This is a genomic window from Bacillus sp. C-3-6 (assembly GCF_054509685.1).
On sequence record NZ_JBSSBE010000002.1, the window covers coordinates 128,213 to 150,863 of the forward strand.

Annotated in this window: 21 protein-coding genes and 5 pseudogenes; 9 read left to right on the plus strand and 17 right to left on the minus strand. The window is 32.8% G+C overall.

Annotation, left to right across the window (positions count from 1 at the left end; genetic code table 11):
* Positions 1 to 242: 242 nt before the first annotated feature.
* Together ACW0JX_RS27430 and ACW0JX_RS27435 are read right to left on the minus strand one after the other, a co-directional pair.
* Positions 243 to 1,451, minus strand: a complete 1,209-nt coding sequence (locus ACW0JX_RS27430; protein ID WP_459245939.1) for a S1C family serine protease — start codon at positions 1,449 to 1,451, stop codon at positions 243 to 245.
* A gap of 589 nt (positions 1,452 to 2,040) precedes the next feature.
* Positions 2,041 to 2,214 carry a hypothetical protein gene (locus tag ACW0JX_RS27435; RefSeq protein ID WP_459245940.1) on the minus strand — a complete coding sequence of 58 codons (174 nt, stop codon included), beginning with the start codon at positions 2,212 to 2,214 and terminating at the stop codon, positions 2,041 to 2,043.
* Positions 2,215 to 2,377: 163 nt separating this feature from the next.
* Here ACW0JX_RS27435 and ACW0JX_RS27440 point away from each other — a divergent pair, with 163 nt between their 5' ends.
* Complete coding sequence (locus tag ACW0JX_RS27440) at positions 2,378 to 3,043, plus strand: response regulator transcription factor (protein ID WP_087952324.1); 666 nt, start codon at positions 2,378 to 2,380, stop codon at positions 3,041 to 3,043.
* Positions 3,036 to 4,550: a sensor histidine kinase gene (locus ACW0JX_RS27445; protein ID WP_459245941.1), complete on the plus strand. Its 1,515-nt coding sequence runs from the start codon at positions 3,036 to 3,038 to the stop codon at positions 4,548 to 4,550. The genes ACW0JX_RS27440 and ACW0JX_RS27445 overlap by 8 nt, the downstream gene beginning before the upstream one ends.
* An 812-nt stretch (positions 4,551 to 5,362) precedes the next feature.
* Here the strand turns inward: ACW0JX_RS27445 and ACW0JX_RS27450 are convergent.
* Positions 5,363 to 6,637: an alpha/beta hydrolase gene (locus tag ACW0JX_RS27450; RefSeq protein WP_459245942.1), complete on the minus strand. Its 1,275-nt coding sequence runs from the start codon at positions 6,635 to 6,637 to the stop codon at positions 5,363 to 5,365.
* Between the two features lie 256 nt (positions 6,638 to 6,893).
* Here ACW0JX_RS27450 and ACW0JX_RS27455 point away from each other — a divergent pair, with 256 nt between their 5' ends.
* Positions 6,894 to 7,343: a MarR family winged helix-turn-helix transcriptional regulator gene (locus tag ACW0JX_RS27455; protein ID WP_459245943.1), complete on the plus strand. Its 450-nt coding sequence runs from the start codon at positions 6,894 to 6,896 to the stop codon at positions 7,341 to 7,343.
* A 385-nt stretch (positions 7,344 to 7,728) separates the two neighbouring features.
* Here ACW0JX_RS27455 and ACW0JX_RS27460 read toward each other — a convergent pair whose 3' ends face one another.
* Positions 7,729 to 9,330: an S-layer homology domain-containing protein gene (locus ACW0JX_RS27460; protein WP_422118101.1), complete on the minus strand. Its 1,602-nt coding sequence runs from the start codon at positions 9,328 to 9,330 to the stop codon at positions 7,729 to 7,731.
* Between the two features lie 344 nt (positions 9,331 to 9,674).
* On the opposite strand from ACW0JX_RS27460, the pseudogene ACW0JX_RS27465 reads away from it, so the two are divergent.
* Positions 9,675 to 9,780, plus strand: a pseudogene (locus ACW0JX_RS27465) (IS6 family transposase); the annotation flags it as partial.
* A 134-nt stretch (positions 9,781 to 9,914) separates the two neighbouring features.
* On the opposite strand, the gene ACW0JX_RS27470 reads toward ACW0JX_RS27465, so the two are convergent.
* The 9 genes and pseudogenes from ACW0JX_RS27470 to ACW0JX_RS27510 all read right to left on the minus strand — a co-directional run.
* Positions 9,915 to 10,430 (minus strand): transposase, encoded by a 516-nt coding sequence (locus tag ACW0JX_RS27470; RefSeq protein WP_109737069.1) that lies wholly within the window; start codon positions 10,428 to 10,430, stop codon positions 9,915 to 9,917.
* Positions 10,431 to 10,719: 289 nt separating this feature from the next.
* The gene (locus tag ACW0JX_RS27475; protein WP_078386654.1) at positions 10,720 to 10,884 is read right to left on the minus strand and encodes an aspartyl-phosphate phosphatase Spo0E family protein; all 165 of its coding nucleotides are present in this window, start codon (positions 10,882 to 10,884) and stop codon (positions 10,720 to 10,722) included.
* A gap of 180 nt (positions 10,885 to 11,064) precedes the next feature.
* Positions 11,065 to 11,520, minus strand: a pseudogene (locus ACW0JX_RS27480) (hypothetical protein).
* Positions 11,521 to 11,583: 63 nt separating this feature from the next.
* Positions 11,584 to 12,183 carry a hypothetical protein gene (locus ACW0JX_RS27485; RefSeq protein ID WP_078386656.1) on the minus strand — a complete coding sequence of 200 codons (600 nt, stop codon included), beginning with the start codon at positions 12,181 to 12,183 and terminating at the stop codon, positions 11,584 to 11,586.
* A gap of 648 nt (positions 12,184 to 12,831) precedes the next feature.
* Complete coding sequence (locus ACW0JX_RS27490) at positions 12,832 to 13,266, minus strand: hypothetical protein (RefSeq protein ID WP_098629661.1); 435 nt, start codon at positions 13,264 to 13,266, stop codon at positions 12,832 to 12,834.
* Between the two features lie 186 nt (positions 13,267 to 13,452).
* On the minus strand, positions 13,453 to 13,809 hold the full coding sequence (locus ACW0JX_RS27495; RefSeq protein ID WP_098629662.1) for a hypothetical protein: 357 nt from the start codon (positions 13,807 to 13,809) through the stop codon (positions 13,453 to 13,455).
* A gap of 172 nt (positions 13,810 to 13,981) precedes the next feature.
* On the minus strand, positions 13,982 to 14,245 hold the full coding sequence (locus tag ACW0JX_RS27500) for a DUF3937 family protein (RefSeq protein ID WP_098629665.1): 264 nt from the start codon (positions 14,243 to 14,245) through the stop codon (positions 13,982 to 13,984).
* Between the two features lie 181 nt (positions 14,246 to 14,426).
* Complete coding sequence (locus tag ACW0JX_RS27505; RefSeq protein ID WP_098220127.1) at positions 14,427 to 14,858, minus strand: hypothetical protein; 432 nt, start codon at positions 14,856 to 14,858, stop codon at positions 14,427 to 14,429.
* A gap of 175 nt (positions 14,859 to 15,033) precedes the next feature.
* Positions 15,034 to 15,479, minus strand: a pseudogene (locus ACW0JX_RS27510) (hypothetical protein); the annotation flags it as partial.
* A 143-nt stretch (positions 15,480 to 15,622) separates the two neighbouring features.
* Here ACW0JX_RS27510 and tnpA point away from each other — a divergent pair.
* Together tnpA and ACW0JX_RS27520 are read left to right on the plus strand one after the other, a co-directional pair.
* Positions 15,623 to 16,021, plus strand: coding sequence for an IS200/IS605 family transposase (gene tnpA / locus ACW0JX_RS27515; protein ID WP_098629610.1), 399 nt, complete (start codon positions 15,623 to 15,625; stop codon positions 16,019 to 16,021).
* An 11-nt stretch (positions 16,022 to 16,032) separates the two neighbouring features.
* Positions 16,033 to 17,145 (plus strand): RNA-guided endonuclease TnpB family protein, encoded by a 1,113-nt coding sequence (locus ACW0JX_RS27520; protein WP_459245944.1) that lies wholly within the window; start codon positions 16,033 to 16,035, stop codon positions 17,143 to 17,145.
* Between the two features lie 393 nt (positions 17,146 to 17,538).
* On the opposite strand, the gene ACW0JX_RS27525 is transcribed toward ACW0JX_RS27520, so the two are convergent.
* The gene (locus tag ACW0JX_RS27525) at positions 17,539 to 17,706 is read right to left on the minus strand and encodes a hypothetical protein (protein WP_098629855.1); all 168 of its coding nucleotides are present in this window, start codon (positions 17,704 to 17,706) and stop codon (positions 17,539 to 17,541) included.
* 284 nt (positions 17,707 to 17,990) lie between these two features.
* Positions 17,991 to 18,428: pseudogene (locus ACW0JX_RS27530) on the minus strand (Holliday junction resolvase RecU).
* Positions 18,429 to 18,578: 150 nt separating this feature from the next.
* On the opposite strand from ACW0JX_RS27530, the gene ACW0JX_RS27535 reads away from it, so the two are divergent.
* Complete coding sequence (locus tag ACW0JX_RS27535; RefSeq protein ID WP_098629856.1) at positions 18,579 to 18,869, plus strand: hypothetical protein; 291 nt, start codon at positions 18,579 to 18,581, stop codon at positions 18,867 to 18,869.
* Positions 18,870 to 20,128: 1,259 nt separating this feature from the next.
* Positions 20,129 to 20,507: pseudogene (locus ACW0JX_RS27540) on the plus strand (YxeA family protein).
* 510 nt (positions 20,508 to 21,017) lie between these two features.
* Here ACW0JX_RS27540 and ACW0JX_RS27545 read toward each other — a convergent pair.
* Both ACW0JX_RS27545 and ACW0JX_RS27550 read right to left on the minus strand, forming a co-directional pair.
* Positions 21,018 to 21,224, minus strand: a complete 207-nt coding sequence (locus ACW0JX_RS27545; protein WP_078386047.1) for a hypothetical protein — start codon at positions 21,222 to 21,224, stop codon at positions 21,018 to 21,020.
* A 218-nt stretch (positions 21,225 to 21,442) separates the two neighbouring features.
* Entirely contained in the window at positions 21,443 to 21,634 is a 192-nt protein-coding gene (locus ACW0JX_RS27550) for a hypothetical protein (protein ID WP_098629858.1), read from the minus strand.
* A 546-nt stretch (positions 21,635 to 22,180) separates the two neighbouring features.
* On the opposite strand from ACW0JX_RS27550, the gene ACW0JX_RS27555 reads away from it, so the two are divergent.
* A complete protein-coding gene (locus ACW0JX_RS27555; RefSeq protein WP_078386046.1) occupies positions 22,181 to 22,393 on the plus strand; it encodes a hypothetical protein in 213 nt (70 codons plus the stop codon).
* Positions 22,394 to 22,651 lie beyond the last annotated feature (258 nt).

Consider the following 22,651-nt stretch of genomic DNA (forward strand, 5'->3'; position numbering starts at 1 on the left):
CACCAAATGATTAACTTAAGGATGGGAAACAAATACGGGATAAGTCTTTTTATATAATATATAGCCCATACTGTACAGGATGAGAAACTGTAGCTGGAAAATGAGCTTCTTGCATGGAAAAACAATGTGGGCATTCTTTTTGCTTCATCACATGTACCACCTCTGATATATCTAGTACTCACACAAAAAGCACATATTAAAACTAGTAAAATAGAAAAAGCCACCGAAAGGTGGCCTTATTTTTAAGCGGCACGTGTTTGATCCGTTAATTTCACGTTTTTTGTTAGTTTTTCACCATTTCGATAAACGGTTACTTTAATTGTATCCCCCAATTTTTTCTTTTCATATAAATATTTACGGAATTGAACGACATTTTCTATTTTTTGTTCATCCAATGCAATCACAACATCATACTGTTGTAATCCGCCTTTTTCTGCTGGTGATTGACTTGAGATATTCCCCAACATGGCACCACTTGTTATCTCTTTTGGTAATTTTAATTGATTACGTGCAGAATCTGTTATTTTCTCAATATCCAATAACTGTACACCCATCATTGGGCGTTTAACTGTTCCCTCTTTTTCAAGAGACTCTAGGGTTGTTTTGGCTATATGAATCGGGATTGCAAATCCAATTCCTTCCACTGCTTGTTGTGCGATTTTACTCGAATTAATTCCAATGACTTCACCCTGTTCATTAAACAAAGCTCCTCCACTATTCCCAGGATTAATAGCTGCATCTGTTTGAATGACCTGTGCTTGCCAATCCACTTGTTGATTTCCAAGGGTACTAACAGGTATTTCTCGTTCCTTGCTACTAATAATCCCCTTTGTTACACTCCCTTCTAGCCCTAATGGATTCCCAATGGCTATCACAGTTTCCCCTGTACGAATTTTTTCTGAGTCTCCAAGTGTTGCGACTCTATTTACATCTGTACCGTCAATTTCTAATACAGCTAAATCTAATAAGGGATCTGTTCCTACTACTTTAGCGGTCACCTTTTTACCGTTATTCAATTTCACTTCTATTTTATTCGCACCGTCTATCACATGATTATTTGTAACAATAAAAGCCTTATTACCTGTTTTTTTATATATGACCCCTGACCCTGAACCAGCTTCTTCTGATTGTGCTTGCGTATTAAATGGATCTGTATTTTTTTTATAGTTAATGACACCTACTACAACTTCTTTTGCAGATTCAATCATATTTTGAAGATTGCTCACATCTTCTGGTTTGTGAGAGGTAGGAGTAGCCTGGTTCACTTCATTATGTTTAGGAGATTGCCCTGCACTTCCTTTACTTTCATTTATATAAGGGGAGGTCAATCCAATGGTAATTGCACCAATCATTGCACCAATTATTCCGGTAAAAAAATAACCTGTTTTTTTATAGGCTTTATTCCTATTGTTTTCTGTTTGATTTGTATCAAAATGTTCCATTGTAAGCATTCCTTTCACCTTTTATTTTACTTGAGTATTTTCATTTTTATATTTGAATTCCAATGTATGGATATGATATTTAAGAGTCACCATTTCCCAAAAATAAAATGTTAACTTTAGGCATAGTTTAGACATAAATCAACTATTTTTTTGTAGAGGTAACTGTATATTTTGGTTTTTCTGTAAATATTAACATAAAGATTTTCGAACTTACTTCGATCTGTTCTCTAAAAAAAGAGCCTATTCGGCTCTCATCAAATCAATTATTCAATGTACATAGCATGTTATACGGATATTGGCACAAAGCAGCAAGAAGGAATCATAACCTCAATTAGGTTCTTTACTCTTTTATTATAAACTTAGAGCCGAACGTTCTCGTGAGAATGGATGGTAATAGGTTTGTGTGTAAATAAGAAGGAAGGGATAAAATTTGATAGATTGTGTAAGTCGTCAACATCATGTATCATTCCTTTCTATTTGATACATGTAGCATACAAACCTAATCTGTATTCTATATGTAGTTAATCTAGAGTTATAGTAAAGATTTTCAGTACCTCGTTATTAAATGCACAAAAAAAAAGAATCAATTTGATCCTCTCTATTTTTGTTCACTAGACCTATATAGTTTTTTATTTACACTTGTGTATTTATTTAAGCACGGTGCTGATTTCAATTTTTGTTTTTTCTCTTTTATACGTCTATTATTCGAATGAGGGGCCATCCACAGTTGTACATCTAATAAAGAAAGAATGATGTTTGTTTCCAGTGACATCTTAATTACCTCCCTCTGTCTTGTTATGTATATAACCTATCTCATGCATCTGGAGCTAATTTGAAATACATGTAGTTTTCTTGTGAAGTTTTTATAGTGTTTCTAATACGTTTCCACATCAACTCCAGATTGGAAGGTTATAATGACTACAAGAGGTGATATTATGAAGAACTATCACATTCTGGTGGTAGAGGATGATCAAGAAATACAAGAATTAATCAAACAATTTTTAATGACACAACAGTATAAAGTTATAGTTGCATCAGATGGATTAGAGGGCATGAAACAATTTAATAAGCAGTCCTTCGATTTAATTCTTCTAGATGTGATGATGCCAAACCTGAGTGGATTTGAAGTTGCCAAAATGATTCGAAGTCAGTCAAATATACCAATTATTATGCTAACTGCGCTAGAAGAAGAACAAGATCAAATGAAAGGATTTGATCTTGGAATCGATGATTATATTACGAAACCTTTTTCTTTTCATGTTTTGATGAGACGAGTCGAAGCAGTACTTAGAAGAAGTAATAATCAAAGTACGGATAATCATTTTGTATTTAGAGAACTACATGTAGATGGCGATGCATATAAAGTATATGTAAATAAAGTTGAAGTTCCCCTAACGACAAAAGAATTTGAAATTTTGCAACTACTACTTCAAAATGAAAAAAAGGTACTCACAAGAGAAAATATCGTAGAAAAAATTTGGGGATATGAGTATACCGGAGACACACGAATAATTGATACACATATGAAAAACATACGAAGAAAATTAGATATACCCTATATTAAAACAGTAAAGGGCATTGGTTATAAAATCGATGAATAAGATTGTAAAAATCACGAAGATGAAGAGAATTACCTATAAACTCTTTATGACTACATCCCTCATTTTATTAGCCTTTGCAACCTTAATTTATGTAACTTTATACTTCTTTCTCCCTAAATTTTATGAGAAATACAAAACAGAGCAGCTTCAAACGGGAATCGAAGAAATAATTGATAAATCTAAAGATCTTACGCTTCAAAATGCAACAACACTTGTTGATGAATACGCACAAAAAAATAATGCAGTGATATATCTTCAAGATAATGAGGGAAGGATCATTTATTATCCTTTTCTTCAAAGTACTATTCAAGAGGGTACTGTTCGGGGGAGTACTGTTCAGGGGAGTACTGTTCAGGGGAGTACTGTTCAGGGGGGTACTCCAGCAAAAGGTTTTGTTACAACAGTACCAATAAAGGGCTTGGCTCAATCTCGTAATTCATATGAGGCTACCAAGCCAATACAGTTTCAAGATGTTAACTTAACGCTTGTGGTGTTCGCAACATTTCAACCAATCGATGAAGCTTCACAGGTCTTGGTACGTTTTCTACCCTATATTAGTATCATTGTACTGGTTATTGGTTTAGGAAGTGCTTATCTCTATTCAAGGTTTATTACTAAACCACTTATTTATATTAATAAAGGTGCACAAAAGATGGCAAACTTGGATTTCTCTGAAAAAATTGAGGTTCGTTCTATGGATGAATTAGGAGAATTGTCCAATAGCTTGAATGATATGTCCATAAATTTACAACAAGCAATTTTTGATTTACAAAAAGCGAATCAGCAATTAAAAAGTGATATTGAAAAAGAAAGAGAACTAGAAACAAAGCGAAGGGAATTCTTTGCTATTGTAGCACATGAATTAAAAACTCCTCTTACTGTTATGAAAGGATACTTAGAAGGGATGATATATAATATCGGTCCTTATCAAAATCGTGACCAGTATTTAAAGAAAAATTATCAAATAATTGAAAGTCTGGAACAACTGGTTCGCGAAATTTTAAGCATGTCAAAATTAGAACAACATACCTTTAAACTTCAAGTAGAAGAAGTAAATCTTTCGAAATCAATAGATACAATCACAAAAAAACTCGAATTTTTTGCTTCTCAAAAAGGCATTCAAATAATAAAAGAAGTCGATTCTGACATTTTTGTTTATACGGATTATGCTCTTTTAGAAAAAGCTTGTAAAAACATCATTCATAATGCGATTATGTATTCACCGTATAACGAAAAAGTCTATATAAAGTTAACAAAGGATTCTAAACAAAACAACATCCAAATGCGAGTTATCAATACAGGTGTCAAAATAAAAGAAGAAGATATACAACATATTTTCAAACCATTTTATCGAATCGAAAAGTCAAGAAATCGAAATACGGGAGGGAGTGGCTTAGGGTTATATATTGTAAAACAAATTTTTGAATCCCTTTTTATCACGTATTCTATAAATAATACCAAACAAGGCGTAGAATTTTTAGTTACCATTCCATTATGCAGCAAATAAACAACAAAAGAGTCTCAATCTCATTTCATCCTATAAAAATGAGATTGAGATTTTTCATATTATGTTGGGTATGGCAACTAAAAAAAGAAGGCTATAGCTTTTCACGCCAAGATTTAGAAAGGCTAAGCCCTTATGTGACTAGACATATAAAACACTTTTGGGATTATGTAATTGACTTACAGAAAATTCCCCGGCCAATAGAAGAAACAATCCCTTTATAAGCTCAATAGGTCAAAGTTGGAAATAGAAGTAAGGCTATGGCCTATTTTTACACGTATCTCGGCTGTACCCCATGCCCATCAACTTAAGTAAACAAATCCACCCCAAAACGGGAAAATTGATATCTCCAGGTGAGAATTTACAATTTACTCGTTTTGGGAACGTTATAAAATTTTTAAGCTGATGGATGTGGGGAACCCCACATCCATCAGCTTAAAAATTCAAAATAGGAACTTTGATTTGTCTTGCAATCCCATCAAATGATACCTAGCCTTTTATGAAATTCAGGTTCCTCAGATCGTATATTTGTCATTGTCTGTCTCCACAATTCTGGACTTAATTCCTAGAGAATATATGTATGCTAGTTGTGCTCAAGAAAAAACATAGTATGTCGCCCCTACTTTATAAACCCTTTAACATTTCCTGCACTTTTTTCCATGTTTTTCAGCAATTCGAACTCTTCCGCACTTTGAATATCCTCACCAATGACCATAATTATGAGGAGTCTAAATTTTGAAGAAAACAACAAAAATAGTGTAAATAAAAGCTACATACTATTTTTGTTGTTTTCTTTTTTAATTCGTATAAATTTGTTAATTATTAGAAGCATTTAATGTATTATACTTTTTTCGTCCTTTAATTTCCGTCGGCTGGGCACCAAGCCAATAAGTTGGAAAAGCAGTCCCTTCAGTAACACCCCCATCACGATGCATATAATAACGCTCATCATGGTTAGCTTTAAAGTTTCCTCCAAGTGCAAGTTCCACCCACTCTGCACCAAAACGAAAAATTTCTGCAGCTACTCCACCAAGTGGGTGAAATTCATTCTCATAGACGCGTATCTCCTTTGGTGCTTCTACAAACTCATACAGACTTAATGCTTCTTCCAAACGGGTAAGTTCATCAAATTCTCCTATTCCCATGAAGACTGGACAAGTAATCTTTGGTGCCAATTTCCACAAATTCATCTGGCTGCTCAATTCATTTTCAAAAGCAACTTCATCAGTGTAACCAGACATGTACATAAAATTTGCTTTGAAACTGGGCTGCGCTCTGTTAAAGATGGTATCAAATTCACCATATACACCTTCAAAAGTCGCTATAGCGTTTATACGATTATCACTCGCAGCAGCTCGCATCCCCCAATACCCACTCATACTGATACCAAAAAATCCAATCCGCTTTGGATCAACCTCAGGCCGTTTTAATAGAAAATCGATATAACAACTAACGGCGCGTTCGTAATTAGTCAAATCGACTTTTAGACCTTCAGATACAGATTCACCTTGACCCGGTCCTTCAATTGATAGAGCTACAATACCACGAGACGTATAATAACGTTGCGCAATCTGTATATAGTCTTCCTTAATCATATCCATACCTGGACCTAATATTACTGCTGGTGCATTGTGAACTTCACCTGAGGGCAAATGAAGTAGTGCATATATCTGTTTGCCTTCAAATTCTAGTACTATACGTTGTACTGTTCCCCCTCCAAGTGATGAAATAGCTGCCACACATTCGTTACAGCGCTCTCGAAATGCCAATTTTCGTGGATCATCATTAAAATATGAGTATTGTGCACGTCCCCACATAACAGCAGCTCGCTGATATAGATCACGAGCAGTAACAGTGAATCCCTTTTGTTCATAATGTTTTGCACGTTCTTGGGCCTGAGAAGCAACCGTGGCCCATGCTTTTGGTATCATTGCTCCACTCTTTACTTGTGAAAAAACTTTATCAAAATCAGTGTGGTCGTGCCCTAACTGTTCCATAGTTGCCTTTGCTTCAGGATGCAAAGCATCAAACCCACCAAGTGCAAGAGCTATATCTAAAGCCCATCCTTGAGATTGTGAACGTTGAGTCATAATAATCATCCTTTACATTTTAATTAAGTACTTAACTATTAAGTACTTAATTAAAATAATGAAGTATAATATGTACTTTTGTCAAGACCATAAATAAAGACGTTTTATTATTTTATTGATGATTTAAAGTGAGCATATATAATATTGCTTGAAAAATGAATAGCCAGATTCTACTTAATTTGACTCTACTCTTTTTCATATGTTAATGTTAACTTCATATAATTAAGTACTTAGTTAATGAGAAAATGGTGATGTTATGACAAATTCTTCAAATAAGTTAACTGCAATAGACGAACTTAGTCAGGCTATATATAGTTTGACTGCAGCCGATGGACGTTTAAGAGGGCGAGCTACTCGTACATTAGGGGCAGTTTCAATGGTCCATGCTCGAACCCTTAAAGTATTAGCTGAAGAAGGCGAATTGTCAGTCAAAGAATTAGCTGATCGAGCAGAAACTACCGCCGCTGGTATTACTCAATTAATCAATGGATTACAACAGGCTGGTTACGTTGAGCGTGTTCGTTCAAATAACGACCGGAGAGTTGTCAATGTCCAACTTACGCCTAATGGTTTAAATTGTCACTTAGAAAGAGAGAAAAAACTAAAACATATTCTTAATGCGAACCTTTCAGATTTTGATGCAGAGCAAATCAAGAAATCCTCTGAAATAATTAGATGTCTAGTTCATGTACTTGACCAACTATAAGAGTATTCTAAAGCTTTCTTGAGTTTTTAGAACTAACACATCGTTATTATGCTAAAATTTTATAGTAACCCCAGAACGAAATCTTATGTTAACTTGTAACAATAAAGCTCATTTTTTTCGTTTTGGGGTATTTCAAAATATGAGCTGAATGGGCATGTACGGTGGCCTCTACTTAATTATTAGAAAAACATTAGTTTTTAATTGTATACACGCTAATTATGTTGATTTTCCGATGCCCCCATCATAATGAATTTCCTCTTTTTATCAGTATTTGTAGGTAAAGAGGGAGCCAGCCACAAAAACAGGTTGTGGAGAAAGTCTTCTTCACAACCTGAGATTAAGTGATATATCCAAATATGACCTGTTCTTTTAACTATTAAATCTTTTATAATCTGCTATAGTCGATATAACTAGAGTCATAATAAATCCACTGCCCTGTTCCAATTCTTAGCCAGCCATTCTTTTCTTCATATACTGTAACTTTTTCGCCTTTACTTGTCTTTCTAACAATAGAATAGTTTGTACCTGATCCGCTTCGAACATTTACCCCAATACCATTAATTTGAGCCGTTCCAATTACCTTTTCAACACTACCATTTTCAATTACTTGTAGCATATTTAGAATGAATGTTGCTGTTTCACCACGAGTTGTTGTTCCTTTAGGGTCGTATTGATTATCACCCTTACCTTTTACAATACCTAGACCATACAATCTTTGTACGTCTTCTTTATAGCTAACTTGGTCTTTGTCTGAGAATGGTAGGTTTACAACTGGTCCCCATATACCTTTATACTGTAAAGCCTTGTTTACAATAATTGCTGATTCTTCTCTTGTAATAGGTGTGTTTGGGTCAAAATAACCATCTCCTCTACCTTGAATGATACCTGCACTTGCAGTACGTTTAATACCATCTCGTAAAGTTGAATTTGCATCGTTCAGGTCTTTAAATGAAGCATCTCCAGCTGGCAGGTTTAGAGATTTAGAGATTAATTGAGCAAATTCGGCTCTTGTTATCGCTCTATTAGGTGCGAAAACTCCGTTTCCTTCCCCTATCATAATACCCCTTCTATTTAACTCTCGTATAGCTTCTTCATACCAACCTCCAGTAATGTCATCTTTTGGTTGATAAAGATTATTATAATACCCACCAACACCATTTACGAATGCATCCCATTGTCCATTATTAATCATATTAGCAGGACAGATTTTACCACTCCATTTTTGGTGTTTTACAATGTTATTTAACGGTACACCAGTTTCTTTCATTAAATAAGCTACAAGTTTCTTAGCATTATCTACTGCTTTACTATAGTTACCGTCACTGTTAACTGCGATTTCAATTGCAATAGATTCTCTATTACCTGAACCATCACCGTCTCCTGCGTGCCATCCGTTCTCGTTTAATGGTAGATGTTGATAAATCTCTTTATCGTCTACTGTAAAATGCCACGATGCAGCTCGGTCTGTGTTCCCTACTGCTTGGTTATATAGATATTGAGCGTGGTTTCTAGCACCTGCTCCTACACTTGTATTATCAGTCTCATGGATTGTAATATACTTTGGACTCATGTAGTTTTGAGGACGAATATTATCGTTACCTGCTGGAACAATCCATTCAGTGAATGGAACACCGTTTATTGTACTAGAGGTGCTAGGTGATATGGGAGACAGACTACGTTTTGTTCTGTTTGAATTGTTAGGAACAGTTAATGTACCTGTTTCTTCATGAATACCTTCTGAACGTTGAAGACTATCTACTTTCTTATTGTCGACAGTACCTCCACCACGTCCGTCTACCTCTTTAAAACTAGCTTCAATACTTTTTAAAGCCTGTTCATCTGATGTTGTTTTACTTTGTTCCTGAACGTTTGTAGGTTGTTTATTGTTTACTAATTGTTGTTCCTCTGCAAACGATACCAATGGTGAAGATAATACCGTTAATCCTGCCGTGAATGCTACTACTTTTTTATTAAATTTAATATTCATTTTGAATTTGGCATATCCTACTATCTTAATAGATATACCTTCCTCCTTGTACTTCTTTTAGTCTAAATAATAGCGTGAATAATAGTTTAAATAATCATAGCCTGACCCTCAAATATAATGGATTAATTTTCTACTTCATATGATAAACCGAAATCTTTAAATCCTACTAGATATATCAGTATTTCAGAATTATAACACAGCACGATTGCAAAAATATAATTAAATAACATAAATAATTTTTAATGTATAAAACGATTCTGTTGCAAAAATTCCAAGACTCTTTCAAGTAATATCCTAATCTTGAACACTGATATGTATGACTCTAAAAAAAGTGCGTGATTAGTATGGAAAAGGAAAATTTGTTTAAATGGAGGCATTGTCGGCCTGAATTAATCCAATTAATAGTAAGTTTGGTACCTATGGTACAATTTGAGCTTCCGTAACCTGATGGTATGCGACTTAAACAACAAAAGTACATGAATAACATAGTAGAACAGTAAAAAAGCAATCTTTATATGTTTTACTTAACCTTGAAGATATTATGCATCCCCTAATTTTATGTGTAAACATAAAAAGAACACCTATTACGAGCGGTCACTTTTCTTAGAACATAGACAAAGGATGGAAAGTGCAACAAAAAAGATTGGTAACAAAATTATAAGCGATAGCCTTACGACAGAGTCTTCATAAAACAAGTATCGAATCATAGGTATATCCCAATATGAAACTTTTAAAACCGCAACTGTATTTTCTCTCGATGTTTCATTTAATTTTGTACCTATAACTTTTCCGTATACAGTACATTCTCCTATATAAGCTGGATCATCAACATGAAGAAAAGGTGTATCACCTTCAAGCTCAATGTCTGTAGATTTTACATTAGGGTATGTATCTTTAATTTTTTCTTTTAATATAGCTAAATCACTTTTATTTATTTTTTGTGATACTCCCGTAGTGGCTTGTGCGTATACGTGTAATTTTATGTCATCTTTTTGGATAGCTGACCTCCCTACTATTCTACTTGGAGAAAATATAAGTAATATCACATACAAAATAAAAAAGATTACAAAGACTTTAGAGAGTTTTTCTAACTTGTTCAATTATCACACCACCTAAATTGCCTCGGTTCATTCATTTCTAGTAACTTTTTATATAAATTAAATGTAAGTTCCGCTCTCTGTTTACTAACTATATTGTCTTCTGTTATCTTAATTCGTTAAACAGCTTTATCTATTAACTCTGTTCTTAATTTTAAAATAGTAATCACATCACTTTTCAAACGAAAATAATTAATTAAGATTTTACACTTTCTCAACATTACAGTATCAAATTTCTTATATAATTGAATTATTCTCTTTATTTATTATATATATCTGTTAACTTTGAACCCTATTGCAGGGTTCCTTTTTTTATATTCATATATTTATTAATTAATTTATCAATTTCTTGACTTAAATGGAGTACTTTTGTATGACTAAAGCCATGTTTATTTACAAGTTCTACTAATTCTAATTTTTTATTTTCTATTAGATTGTTTAATTTTGTCACTAACATATACTATTCTCTTTCACACTCCCCTGAGCAAAATAAAAAGAGCTGCTCTCAGCTCTTATATACTAAAATCTTTATTATTGCAGTGTAAATTTTTCCATATTCTATTATAAATGAATATATATAACGCTAACAACAATAATTTCTAGTGTATAAATAAAAAGCAGCAATATTTAATTACTGCTACAGCTTCTTTTTAAATTCATTATTTATAAAAAAGTATTCTTCCGGTCCATCAGCCTCACCATATCAAACTTCCAGCCTTATAATATGTGCTGCTACTTCCTTTAAAACCACATTCATAAATAATATGATAGGTGCCACGTTATGTTCTGGATATCTGTAGTTCTTTAGATTGGCTATAAATGACCATTCATTATCTTTTAAATTTGTATAATAATCATTCTCTTCTTCCCAGGTTCCTATGTGCCACCTCATATATAGAAAATCATCCTCTGCAAATGCTTCATTTATCTGTTTCTTTGTAAATGGAATATCTTTACTATGATTAACTTTTATATATTCTTTAACAAATGGAAACTTTAAAGTAGCTTCTTCCCAGCTTCCTGTATTTATTAATTCCACCAATCCTTTATATTCATCTTTTATAATTACTTTATCTCGAAAGGCTGTATACATTTCAAAAGAGATTTACTTCACCCTCTTTAATTCATTATGAATTTAATTAACATATATACTTAACTACACAATAGAAGGTTTTAGAAATCGTATTACGTTTCCCTTTTCACTAAATTCACTCTCATTGTTACAATTCTTTGAGGCAAGATCCACTATATAACTCTCTGAAATTTTAAAAGTTCTTTCCTCATTAAACATTGTCAAAGGAACTGATACTCCAACATTATTATCTAAATGACTTAGTACCATTACAGGGATAGTTTCTCCTTTTAATAAATCAACATATGAGGTCTTAACTTTATAATAATGCCCTTCTAAAAAATGCATTTTTCCGTTTATTAAATCCACTGCAACTCCATTATTACAATACGCTAAGTTTTGATTTAAAAAATGAATATCGCCTGATACTTTAATAAATTTCATCGCTTTATTATCAAATATATAGTAACCATCTCTTACTACAAAAAGATTATGTGGATTGATAAACTCTAGCAGATAATGTGTAATTTCAAAACTAGTATCTCCCTCAATCATTTCTCTGTATTCTACATAAAGTTTTTCTAACTTTTTAAATGTACTTAGTTTGATCCCCTGGTTTGGTCTTGATGCAAGTGTTAAGTCATCTAATACCCATTTAGCCACATATGTTGACGTTGGAATCATTTACAATTTACCCCCTTCAAAATTCTATATATGAACATATAAACTATTTAAATTTAATAAATTGGGCTCTACTTAAAGTATAGGCAGAATCTATTTAATAACTAAGATAATTCTCTAACTTTTTCATATTTACTTCTTATAAATTATAATTATCAAACTCCTACTATGAAATTTTCAAGAATCAAAAAACTAATACAATTTGATGTAGCTATTTGGCTGTATAAAAATAAATTAACTACCGATTAACTAGATTTACACTTTAAAAAATGTACAAATCGTTCCTATTATTTCGAGATAATTGAAATATTTGAAAAGAAAACCCTACACAGAAAATCATATATTGATATATATAGCTATTATGATTATATTTTATATAATTACGTGTGAGATTCTAAACGATATTTACGTCCTTTCAGAGACAGTATTCCCTTGATTATCTGGTGTATAAAAATACATTAAACATATAGTACGTGAAATTTTTAAAGAACACTTTAGGAGGTTTTAAGTACATGGAAAATGTTGTTTTAATTATACGGAATTCAGATTTATTAAAATCTATGGATAAGATATTAGCTAATTCTAAACCCGCAGAAAAAGTACATTAATTACTAAATAAGTAAAAAACCAGAATTTATTGTTTTGTCTAATTCAATAAGCACAAATATCATCACATTCAGTATCTATATAGTTTAACTCTACAAATTGCACATCTTTTTGGCGATTTAACAATTCTATTTTATTCATATTGTTCCAATCAAATACTTCTGCATGAGAAACTAAGCATTTTGCTTTCACAGTAGTTGTAATTCTCAGAAGTTGTTCTCTATCCTGCCATGTTGAGATAAGACATGGCATCTCTAGCTCAATTAAAACTTTTTCTCCTACGGTAAAAAAATTCATTACACTGGGTGCATCTGATTCAAAAATTTCACATTCTGTTGTTTTTGAAATGACTTCTGCCCAACCATCTAAATAGTCAATACCTTTTAGCATAATGGGAAGCTGCTCTATCATTTCAACCTTTTGTGTTATAACCTCCAATAATAAGGTTTCAGCTAAAATATCAATCTTTTCTTGTTCCAATATTAAATTCCCTCCTTAATCGACGAAACAAAAAAATATTTTCTATATTATATTATGAATTGATCTATGAAAGAAAAATAAATGAATGCTCTATACAATTCTATTTAACGTAACGCATTATAATCGATAGCAAGAAAAAAACGGATCCCTCCTTTAAAAAGGAATCCACCCTTTCATTATGTACTTCTATACTTGATTTATTTTCTTTGCTCTTGCAACCTTCCACAAAGCCACAGTTAGTATGAGGAGTGGTATTCCCTGAATGAAGAGAAATCCTCCCGAAAAATAAAGCACACGACTAACTAGAGGAGGCGCTGTTGCCGACTCACCCGCAAAATAAGCCCCATAATTAGCCGCCACACCTGCATAATCAGCTATCCCACCTATAAGAAAAGCCGCTGGACTTGTGATTAGATTTATCCCTAAACAGACCATTATCGATGATAGGTTTTTAGCCTTAATTTTTGGTGAAACAGACAAGAAAAATAAGAATAACGCAGTGCCGTTTATAAGAAGTAGTGGTATTACATAATAAATCCCCATAATTCCCCTCCATTGCTTTAATTGTACCATCAGCAAGGATTGATTTGAACAAATAGGATATTTATGTAAGTCAGATATAGTGTCTCATTATCAGTAACAAGAAAAAAAAGCCCTGATCAGGGCTTTTTTTTAAGATTACTATCATGAAATCTTTAATTGAAGAAAGACATGATTAGATTGATGCATCTTTTTTTGATGTCTGTTTTGTGAAATCATACAAAGCGATTGCACCTAAAAGAACAAGTATACCTCGAGGAGCATCTATCAAAATAGTTTCCCACATTTCTGGAATTGTCCATTTAATATCTGCTGCTGATGCCAGATATGATTGAAAATAACCGATTGAAAAATCAATTATACATAAAAATACAAATATTGTTAGACCAATTCGAATTAATTTCTTATTTGTAAACATATAACACCTCTCAAAACCCATTGGATATTTTTGATTTAAGTTTCTTTTATACATAAAAATCTTTATATATAATTCTAACATACAAAAACCCAAATAAATACAATATACATATTTGTATATTGTATAAACAGTATTCCATGATGGTTAAGAAATTCCTACAAGTAAAAAAAGAGCCCACTAGGACTCCTTTTTATTTTAAATTTTAATAGTTAATTATAGCTTGTCCAGCCGGATACCAGGTTCCGTTATTTGCTAGGGCGAAACCATAGACAGTCTGACCAGAGCCTATTTTTTGTTTAACATTATTTAATGATTCATATCCATATGCCTGATAACCATTCCCGCTTTGTGGATATGCTACCGCTAATGTATTGTAATTATTTGGATCCGAATAACTATTTGTCCAAGCTATTTTTTGATAATACTTTGAAGTGAATGGATTTTCTAAGCCTTTTACAGCAAATTCAACAGTGCTCCCATTGACATTAACAGTAGTATACGCCGTACTTAAAGTATTTAAGTCTGCAACCTTTTCCTTACTTAAAGCTGGTGTGTTTTCTGCCGCCATTACACCGCCAGCTCCAGACAACATAATCCCAGTTGCTAATGCTCCGATTGCTAGTTTCTTTAACATAAAAAATCCCCCTTTAATAGTTTTATAGCTTGCACCTTCATCATACTTTCGATTTCCGCACATGTAAATATATTACAATTTTAGAAATATAAAACTATTTATTGCGAATGTTGAGTTAAGATATGTTGTCTGATAATAACGATAGATAGTTATTATCATATGAAAAAGTCCTACATTAAGTAGGACTAAATAGCCTTAGCAATCTCATAAATAACGGAATCATTTGCACCACTATATAACCGATACCTGCCCTTGAAATTAGACTGAATTCTCGCTCCTGACTACCAACCATAATGAACAAACTACCGCATAACGCTACAACGGATGCTATTGGGTATGACACCACTTTAATTAAGAATATAACCGGTTCAAACGCATTTACAATACGATTGTATAATTGGCCCTCTATATAATTCTTTATCTTTCCGGCGTTTGATTGCACATCTTTAAATACCTCATTCACATCTGGATTTTAACCATCAGCAAATACATGAGGAATATCTATAATATTGCTGAATATAATTACACTGCCAATCATAATTCTCATTCGCGCCGCCACGGGTGCGTATTTTTTGCATCCTTTTTGAACAAGCTCCGCTTTTTCTTCGCGCCATAGTTACCATATGAATCATCTCCTTATTTTTAACGAATTTCCCAAAAGAATTCTCCTTCCTCAAGCGTGTGAAGGGCGTAGCCAAAAGGTTTTCCTTTTTATTTTGCCTCTGATATAATCAGTCTTATAAATTATAAAGGCTGGTATATAAATGAAATTAGATAGTAATAACCATTCAGTATTCTTGTTATATTATCACCTTGTGTTGGTCGTGAAATACAGAAGAAATGTGTTTGATGATAATATGTCAGACTATGCAAAAGATATGTTTGTTCGACTATCTGAAAACTATAACATCACATTAGTTGAATGGAATCATGATGTAGACCATGTTCATATTTTGTTCAAGGCACACCCTAATACAGAAATGACAAAATTCATCAATGCTTATAAAAGTGCAAGTTCTCGACTTATTAAAAGAGACTTTCCACAAGTGAAAAAGAAACTTTGGAAAGAGATGTTTTGGTCAAGAAGTTTTTGCTTGCTAACTACTGGTGGTTCGCCAATAGACGTAGTAAAAACATATATTGAAAATCAAAGTGAAAAGTGAGGTGAAATGATATGACAAAGCAGAATAAAGCATATAAATTCCGTTTGTATCCAACAGAAGACCAAGCACATCTTATGCGTAAAACCTTCGGTTGTGTACGTTTTGTGTATAGCAGAATGTTAGCTGAACGGAAAGAAGCGTATGAAAAACATAAAGATGATAAGGATCAACTAAAGAAACAAAAGCTTCCCACTCCTGCGAAATACAAAGCAGAATTTGAGTGGTTAAAAGAAGTTGATTCATTAGCTTTGGCAAATGCCCAACTAAACTTGCAAACTGCCTATAAAAATTTCTTTCGTGGTCAAAATGACTTCCCAACATTCAAAAGCAAAAAAGACAGAAAGTCTTATACAACGAATGTAGTGAACGGAAATATTATGTTGCTTAACGGTCATATCAAATTGCCAAAACTGAAAATGGTACGTATCAAACAGCATAGAGAAATACCACAAGGCCATATAATCAAATCATGTACGATTTCTATGACACCTACTGGTAAATACTATGTGTCCATTTTGACTGAATACGAAAAAGAGATCGTACAAAAAGAAGTAGAAACAGTTGTTGGATTAGACTTTGCGATGGATCAATTATACGTCAGTTCTGAGGATGAGAGAGCCAATTATCCTAAGTTCTATCGTGAAATGTTAGACCGATTAGCAAAGGCTCAACGAGTATTATCAAGACGTACAAAAGGTTCAGGGCGTTGGGATAAACAACGTATCCGTGTAGCTAAGCTGCATGAAAAAGTAGCAAACCAACGTAAGCACTTCCTTCATCATAAGTCTAAAGAGTTAGTTACTCATTTTGATGTTGTAGCTATTGAAGATCTAAATATGAAGGGAATATCAAAAGTACTTCATTTTGGAAAAAGCGTCGCTGATAATGCTTGGGGTATGTTCACTTCTTTCTTAGCTTATAAACTAAATGAACAAGGCAAACAGCTTGTGAAAATAGACAAATGGTTTCCTTCCACAAAAACATGTAGCAGTTGTGGAAATGTGAAAAATATGTCATTGTCTGAGCGAGTCTATTCTTGTATATGCGGTGTAAATCTCGATAGAGATTATAACGCAGCTATCAATATCAAAAATGAAGCAATACGCCTATTGGCGTTAGCATAGATAGCAATAAAATAACCCTTGGAACAAGGGAGTTAGCTCGGCTGCCTTAGGACGAATTCGTTAGCTACCAAAAGTAACGACTAACCGAGAAGCCCCCACTTCAAACAGTCCGTTAGGACGTTAAGTGGCGGGTAGTTCACGTGAGTAACGGTGTATTTATATTGATCTGATATTATATGATGAAAGCCTTCTTATGTACAAACGAAAGAGAGCACTCCCCCAATAAGTGCTCTCCCTTGAAAAAATATAGGGGAACATATTGGAAACCGTTCAGTGTCATTATATGATATGATACTCATTCCCAACTATGCCTAAGTCATGTATTAAAGGGGGTTAATGTGTAATTTCTATACAACAAAGAAAAAAGCACCCGAATGGATGCTTAAATTAAACTTATTCATTATCAATATCCCTACTTTCATCATTAACTGATTTAGGGTTTAACATGATTCCTATATCCGGCGGCAAAATTAACTCTATACCAGCTACTGGTTGATTGTCCTCATTAAAATAATACTTCTTTATCTTATTCAATTCTTCATTTTTCTTATTTTCACTCATATTATCCCGCCTTTTATGTATGATATTAAAAACTTTTCTTAATATGTACATTGAGAAAGATAATATACTATTTTTCAACTCTCACACAACTTATAAAATTTTTACATAATAAAAGAACACCCATAATTGATAGGTGCTCTGATATATAAAGTGGTTTCCATCCACACATTCCAATATATGCTCGTCCATCTCGAAAGATGCAAACAAAAAAGCACCTAAATAGGTGCCTTTTCGAAACGTATAACGCGAGTAGCCCCCACCACTCTGTATGGTTCCGTTATCCATTAGGCCTTTAATAATTTGTGTTTCTTATTAGCCATTTTCTCTTTTGCTGCTTCAATGCTATTTACTACTTTCTTATGATCCTAATCAAATTAAATCATTCCATCAAACATAGCTGGTGCTACTGCTTCGTCAACATAAGGAAGAAACAAATTGCTCCCATCTTCTCCGCTTTCTCCAGGTAATCCAATTGATGCTGTGCAATGTTCTTCAAATCAAAACGTGTATCTTTCTCTGTAGACTTCGCTTCAAATGCGATAGCTCGCTTATACACACCGTCATAGTCTACTGTACTTTTAGCTTTATAAAATTCATTTAGTACACGGCCACCTTTACTTTTTAATACCTTCACAGGAGCCGGGCGCTTGCTTATAAGCACCACTCCCCCTCTTTGATACATTTTTTTCATTCGCTAGATTGATAAGCATTCCAAATGCCATCCTACGGTTTCCTAGTCCCGTTGTTATTCCTCACTTTCTATTAAAAGGAGTATTTTGTTCAGTTGTCTCCATTACATACAATAAACGTGCTTCATGATATAATATTTTAATTTACATAAATTCACTATTTCATAAAAGGAGGTAACTATTATGAAAAAATGGATTATTGCTATCATATATTGTTCTCTTTTAACAACATTTTCTTATTTATCTATTAAAACTGTACTTTTATCCGCTACTACCTCTACTTCATTCCCAAATCTTAATTTCTTTGTTGGAATGTTCGGATTAACCTTTGGCATTTGGCTATTCGTATTTGGAATACGAAAATATATTTTGTTTGCCACGGAAGATGAAAAAGAACGCCGAAAACTTAAAACCATGTTTTCTATTATTTCAGTTTTATCTTGCTACGTTGCAACTCTGTTATTTTTTATTTAATTCAGCCTACAGTTTGTACATATACTATTTTTGCCTCTGAATAAAACTCAATATTACGTCAATACTGTAAACAACCCATTTCGAACCATATTCCATTACCTGAGCAGTTAGCTTTTGCTAGCTGCTCTTTATTTGTACAAGGTACTCAATTGACTGGAGCACATATAATATTCTGATTTCCTTTCTTTATAAAATAGTCGTTATAAAATGAGGTTTGTCACGAGAGCACTTTACTAAGTGCTCTTTTTAAATTCCAACTTAATACAAAATGAAATTTTTATTCTAATCTTCTCTAACATCGTCCTTAATTAAAAACGACTCACATTCCTTACAGTAATATTGTTTTATGTATGGCAAGTAATACATTTCATCATTTGGATGGTCACAACCCATTTCTCATTCCCCTTTTCTAATAAAATAGCATTTTTGTTGAAAATGATGCCCTCATCTATTTGGACACATTTACCAGTATTTTTACCAAAAAATTCATGATATGGTTATTTAGTCGAGTACGTCATTACTTGACGATTACCCTTAGAAACCCGGCAGACAAACGGGGTTTCTTTTATTTAAATAACGATTTTTTCTTACTCCTCAACCAGCTAAAACTACGTTAAAATTAATCCATAATTTGTAAGGGCGTATATAAAATGCTCTCACTATATACATGTGTATCTTATGATCCACCTCACATACAACACGATGAACATTCGTTTATGCATTACTGCATTAATCCAAATTGTGAAAAAGCAAAACTGCACTTATCTCTTTTTCTTTACAATAAGGATTTTGTATTAAATCTGCACCAAGATTAAGAAGCATACATACCATATCTTGTGCACCTTTTTTATATAAATCTTGTTCATTGAGCGCCTTTAAAAGCGCTCTTTTTGTTGAAAAACTACACAAAGAGAAAAAAACGCATACAATGTTACGTATTCTTTTTCATTGTAAGTTTGGGTGGAAGAGCGTTCTCTAGAACGCTCTTTATATTTGTTTATAAACAAATAATTTACTTGAAAATACTCACAGTTTGTATAAGCCAAGCATATATTTACTTAGACAAGACATAGTTTTTTACTATACATGTACAATTTTTGTACATGTTTTTTTGTTCAATACATTCACTAACTATTTTATTAAAAATCATTAATGAGCTACTCCTTACAGTTTTTTAATATTAATGTCACTAAAATCAATTTTTTCGCTATAAACTCTTTACTATAATTTTCTATATACACAAATAAGGAGAGTGTTATATGAAAAAATCATTAGTTATATCTGTATTACTCGCACTATTTTCTAGTTTTGCTATTGGATGCGAAAGATCACCTACTATAAATAGAATGGGAACAGAACAATATTATGTACAAATAACAAACAACGGTGAGATAAAAGAGAACCAACGATTCTATACTTTATCTACTTATAATAAGGACGGGATAGAAAAAACAGTTACATTCGGAAGTGTAAAACCTGAAAATAAACCTCTTAAAGAAAATTCCTTCATCCACCTTTATGGTAGATCAAAAAGATGACAACAATACAGAAATAAATCATAGAGAGATAAAATCCTACGAAGAAGTTCAAAAAGACGATTTACCTTCAAAAGTAAAAGAAAAATTACATATTATATAGGTATACAATCAACAAAAAAGATACTCTCTTATACATCATAGAGTGTCTTTTTTGTTGATTTTTTTCACATTCCTCCTTATTTACTGAGACAAAACTTATGGTATAATATAGGTAGCTAATTTTAGGGAATGTTTTCTCTACATCGCTCGTTGCCATCGAGCGTTTTTATTTTTCAACAGCTAACTTTCTGAAAGTTTGTTAAAATCTGGTTACCAATATGTGTAACAACTGACCCGTGCTTCTGTACGGGCTTTTTTGATGTTTTCACGCATCGTAATACCCAGGAATCCATTTACTAGGTGATGGATATTATTTAATTTCCGAATATCAAGATAGTAAAGATCTTATCCTATTTAGCTAGACCTAATCAGGACGTTAATAACGTTCATTATGTTCGTTTGTTTTGTTAGATGTTAAATCAAATTGAAACTGTATTCTTCGAATTAATAAGTACTAATAAAAACATAATAAAAAAGAGTGCGATTAAGATATGCACTCTTTCAAAAGAATTTACCACTCTCGATGGTCACCATGATCATGATTACGATCGCGGTCATGATCACGTCTACGACGACACTCATCACAATCGCAGTCACGTCTACAATGACAGTTGTTAAAATCGTTTCTTCTGCGTCTACGACCACATCCGCAAAATACTAAATCATCCCAAAATCTATTACAATCTCGAGAATGCCCAAAATTATTATCCCATCCCATAGATATGATTCCCTCCTCTAAAATTAGAATTCATCATATTCTATGATTAAAAGTTAGAAATAGTTTGTTTACTAGTCTATGTTTCAGACTAATAATATTTCGATTTGCAAGTCTATCTCACCCCTTATCTTTCCTTAACATCAAACAAGACGCTAACCAGAACACGGCAGCGCCTACGATACTTACCATACACTTAATCAAAATCATTTATTCTCACTTTATTTATTCTTTTGTTTCCAAACCCCATTCTCTTTACGATAAGTATTCTTGCCACCCATGAAGTCAGCTGTATTACCCGGAATGCTATATTTCTTATTCTTTTTCTTAGCCTTCTTCTTCAGTCTCTTCTCTTCTTGAATAGCTTGCAAATCCGCCTTCCATTGTTTCAACAAATCCTTTTCACGTCGCATCGAATTTGTACCCCTTGGATTAAAGTGTGAACTAAATAATTAGATTCTACCTATTTATATAGAATCCTTTAATCTGAATTTCCATTTTATTCAACCCTTCGTTTAACATGTACCAATTTATGTTTTTCCTTCTATATAGACCAACGATATATTATAATCCTTTATATACCCAAGGAGGTTTATCATGCTTAATTTTCATAAAATATTCCCCGTATTAGGATTCTTTTGGTTTTTATACGGTTTTATTGGTCTCATCTTTTTATTACTATTCCTTAGCGTGTCGTAACAGCGCGTATAAATACATGCTTAATGTGTAATTTCTTTATAACAAAGAAAAAAGCACCCGTTATGGCTGCTTGTGATTTTATGTTTTTAATATTTCAGGAATCTCTTCTGCTGTTAAATCATATTGTTATTCCTCACTTTTTATAAAAATGATTATTTCGTTAAGTTTCAATATGTAATATTGCATATTCTTTCCTTTCAATTTCCATACATGCAATAATTTTTTTATAAAAATACAAGATATTAGTAAGGATGATTTATATGAACAAATTCCGGAAGAGGATAATTAAATCTTTACAAACTTTTTGGGGATGCTTAGCATTTGGTGTATTAATGTTTGCCATCTTCTTAATTATGGATCTAACAGATACACCTTTAAATGCATTAAGTTGGAGAGATTGGATAGGTTCTACAATAGGTGCAGCCATTGTATCTGTAGGGATGTTTACTTTAAGTAAATTGGATTTAAAATAATTTTTCAGTCAATACTATATGTAGGCTGTATGCAAAAAATCATTTGAAATAGTTTTCTTTGTATCTCCTTGTATAGAGCAGTTAACTTTTGCTAACTGCTCATTTACTCGTGAGCATTATTGACAAGCTATCATATAATGTAGTCAGGCCTTTCTTAAAATTAAGTTCGTCACTTGAATTATAAAAATGGGATTAAACCCTATAACCTTTTCAAGAATCATCCATATTTTATTCATGAAAAAGTGCTTTATTTTATTG

Bases quoted from the DNA above. Each gene is read 5' to 3' on its own strand.
- ACW0JX_RS27430 (WP_459245939.1), bottom strand. From the start codon at position 1,451: ATGCTTACAATGGAACATTTTGATACAAATCAAACAGAAAACAATAGG.
- ACW0JX_RS27435 (WP_459245940.1), bottom strand. From the start codon at position 2,214: ATGTCACTGGAAACAAACATCATTCTTTCTTTATTAGATGTACAACTG.
- ACW0JX_RS27440 (WP_087952324.1), top strand. From the start codon at position 2,378: ATGAAGAACTATCACATTCTGGTGGTAGAGGATGATCAAGAAATACAA.
- ACW0JX_RS27445 (WP_459245941.1), top strand. From the start codon at position 3,036: ATGAATAAGATTGTAAAAATCACGAAGATGAAGAGAATTACCTATAAA.
- ACW0JX_RS27450 (WP_459245942.1), bottom strand. From the start codon at position 6,637: ATGACTCAACGTTCACAATCTCAAGGATGGGCTTTAGATATAGCTCTT.
- ACW0JX_RS27455 (WP_459245943.1), top strand. From the start codon at position 6,894: ATGACAAATTCTTCAAATAAGTTAACTGCAATAGACGAACTTAGTCAG.
- ACW0JX_RS27460 (WP_422118101.1), bottom strand. From the start codon at position 9,330: ATGAATATTAAATTTAATAAAAAAGTAGTAGCATTCACGGCAGGATTA.
- ACW0JX_RS27475 (WP_078386654.1), bottom strand. From the start codon at position 10,884: ATGTTAGTGACAAAATTAAACAATCTAATAGAAAATAAAAAATTAGAA.
- ACW0JX_RS27485 (WP_078386656.1), bottom strand. From the start codon at position 12,183: ATGATTCCAACGTCAACATATGTGGCTAAATGGGTATTAGATGACTTA.
- ACW0JX_RS27495 (WP_098629662.1), bottom strand. From the start codon at position 13,809: ATGGGGATTTATTATGTAATACCACTACTTCTTATAAACGGCACTGCG.
- ACW0JX_RS27500 (WP_098629665.1), bottom strand. From the start codon at position 14,245: ATGGGTTTTGAGAGGTGTTATATGTTTACAAATAAGAAATTAATTCGA.
- ACW0JX_RS27505 (WP_098220127.1), bottom strand. From the start codon at position 14,858: ATGTTAAAGAAACTAGCAATCGGAGCATTAGCAACTGGGATTATGTTG.
- tnpA (WP_098629610.1), top strand. From the start codon at position 15,623: ATGAAATTAGATAGTAATAACCATTCAGTATTCTTGTTATATTATCAC.
- ACW0JX_RS27520 (WP_459245944.1), top strand. From the start codon at position 16,033: ATGACAAAGCAGAATAAAGCATATAAATTCCGTTTGTATCCAACAGAA.
- ACW0JX_RS27525 (WP_098629855.1), bottom strand. From the start codon at position 17,706: ATGAGTGAAAATAAGAAAAATGAAGAATTGAATAAGATAAAGAAGTAT.
- ACW0JX_RS27535 (WP_098629856.1), top strand. From the start codon at position 18,579: ATGAAAAAATGGATTATTGCTATCATATATTGTTCTCTTTTAACAACA.
- ACW0JX_RS27545 (WP_078386047.1), bottom strand. From the start codon at position 21,224: ATGGGATGGGATAATAATTTTGGGCATTCTCGAGATTGTAATAGATTT.
- ACW0JX_RS27550 (WP_098629858.1), bottom strand. From the start codon at position 21,634: ATGCGACGTGAAAAGGATTTGTTGAAACAATGGAAGGCGGATTTGCAA.
- ACW0JX_RS27555 (WP_078386046.1), top strand. From the start codon at position 22,181: ATGAACAAATTCCGGAAGAGGATAATTAAATCTTTACAAACTTTTTGG.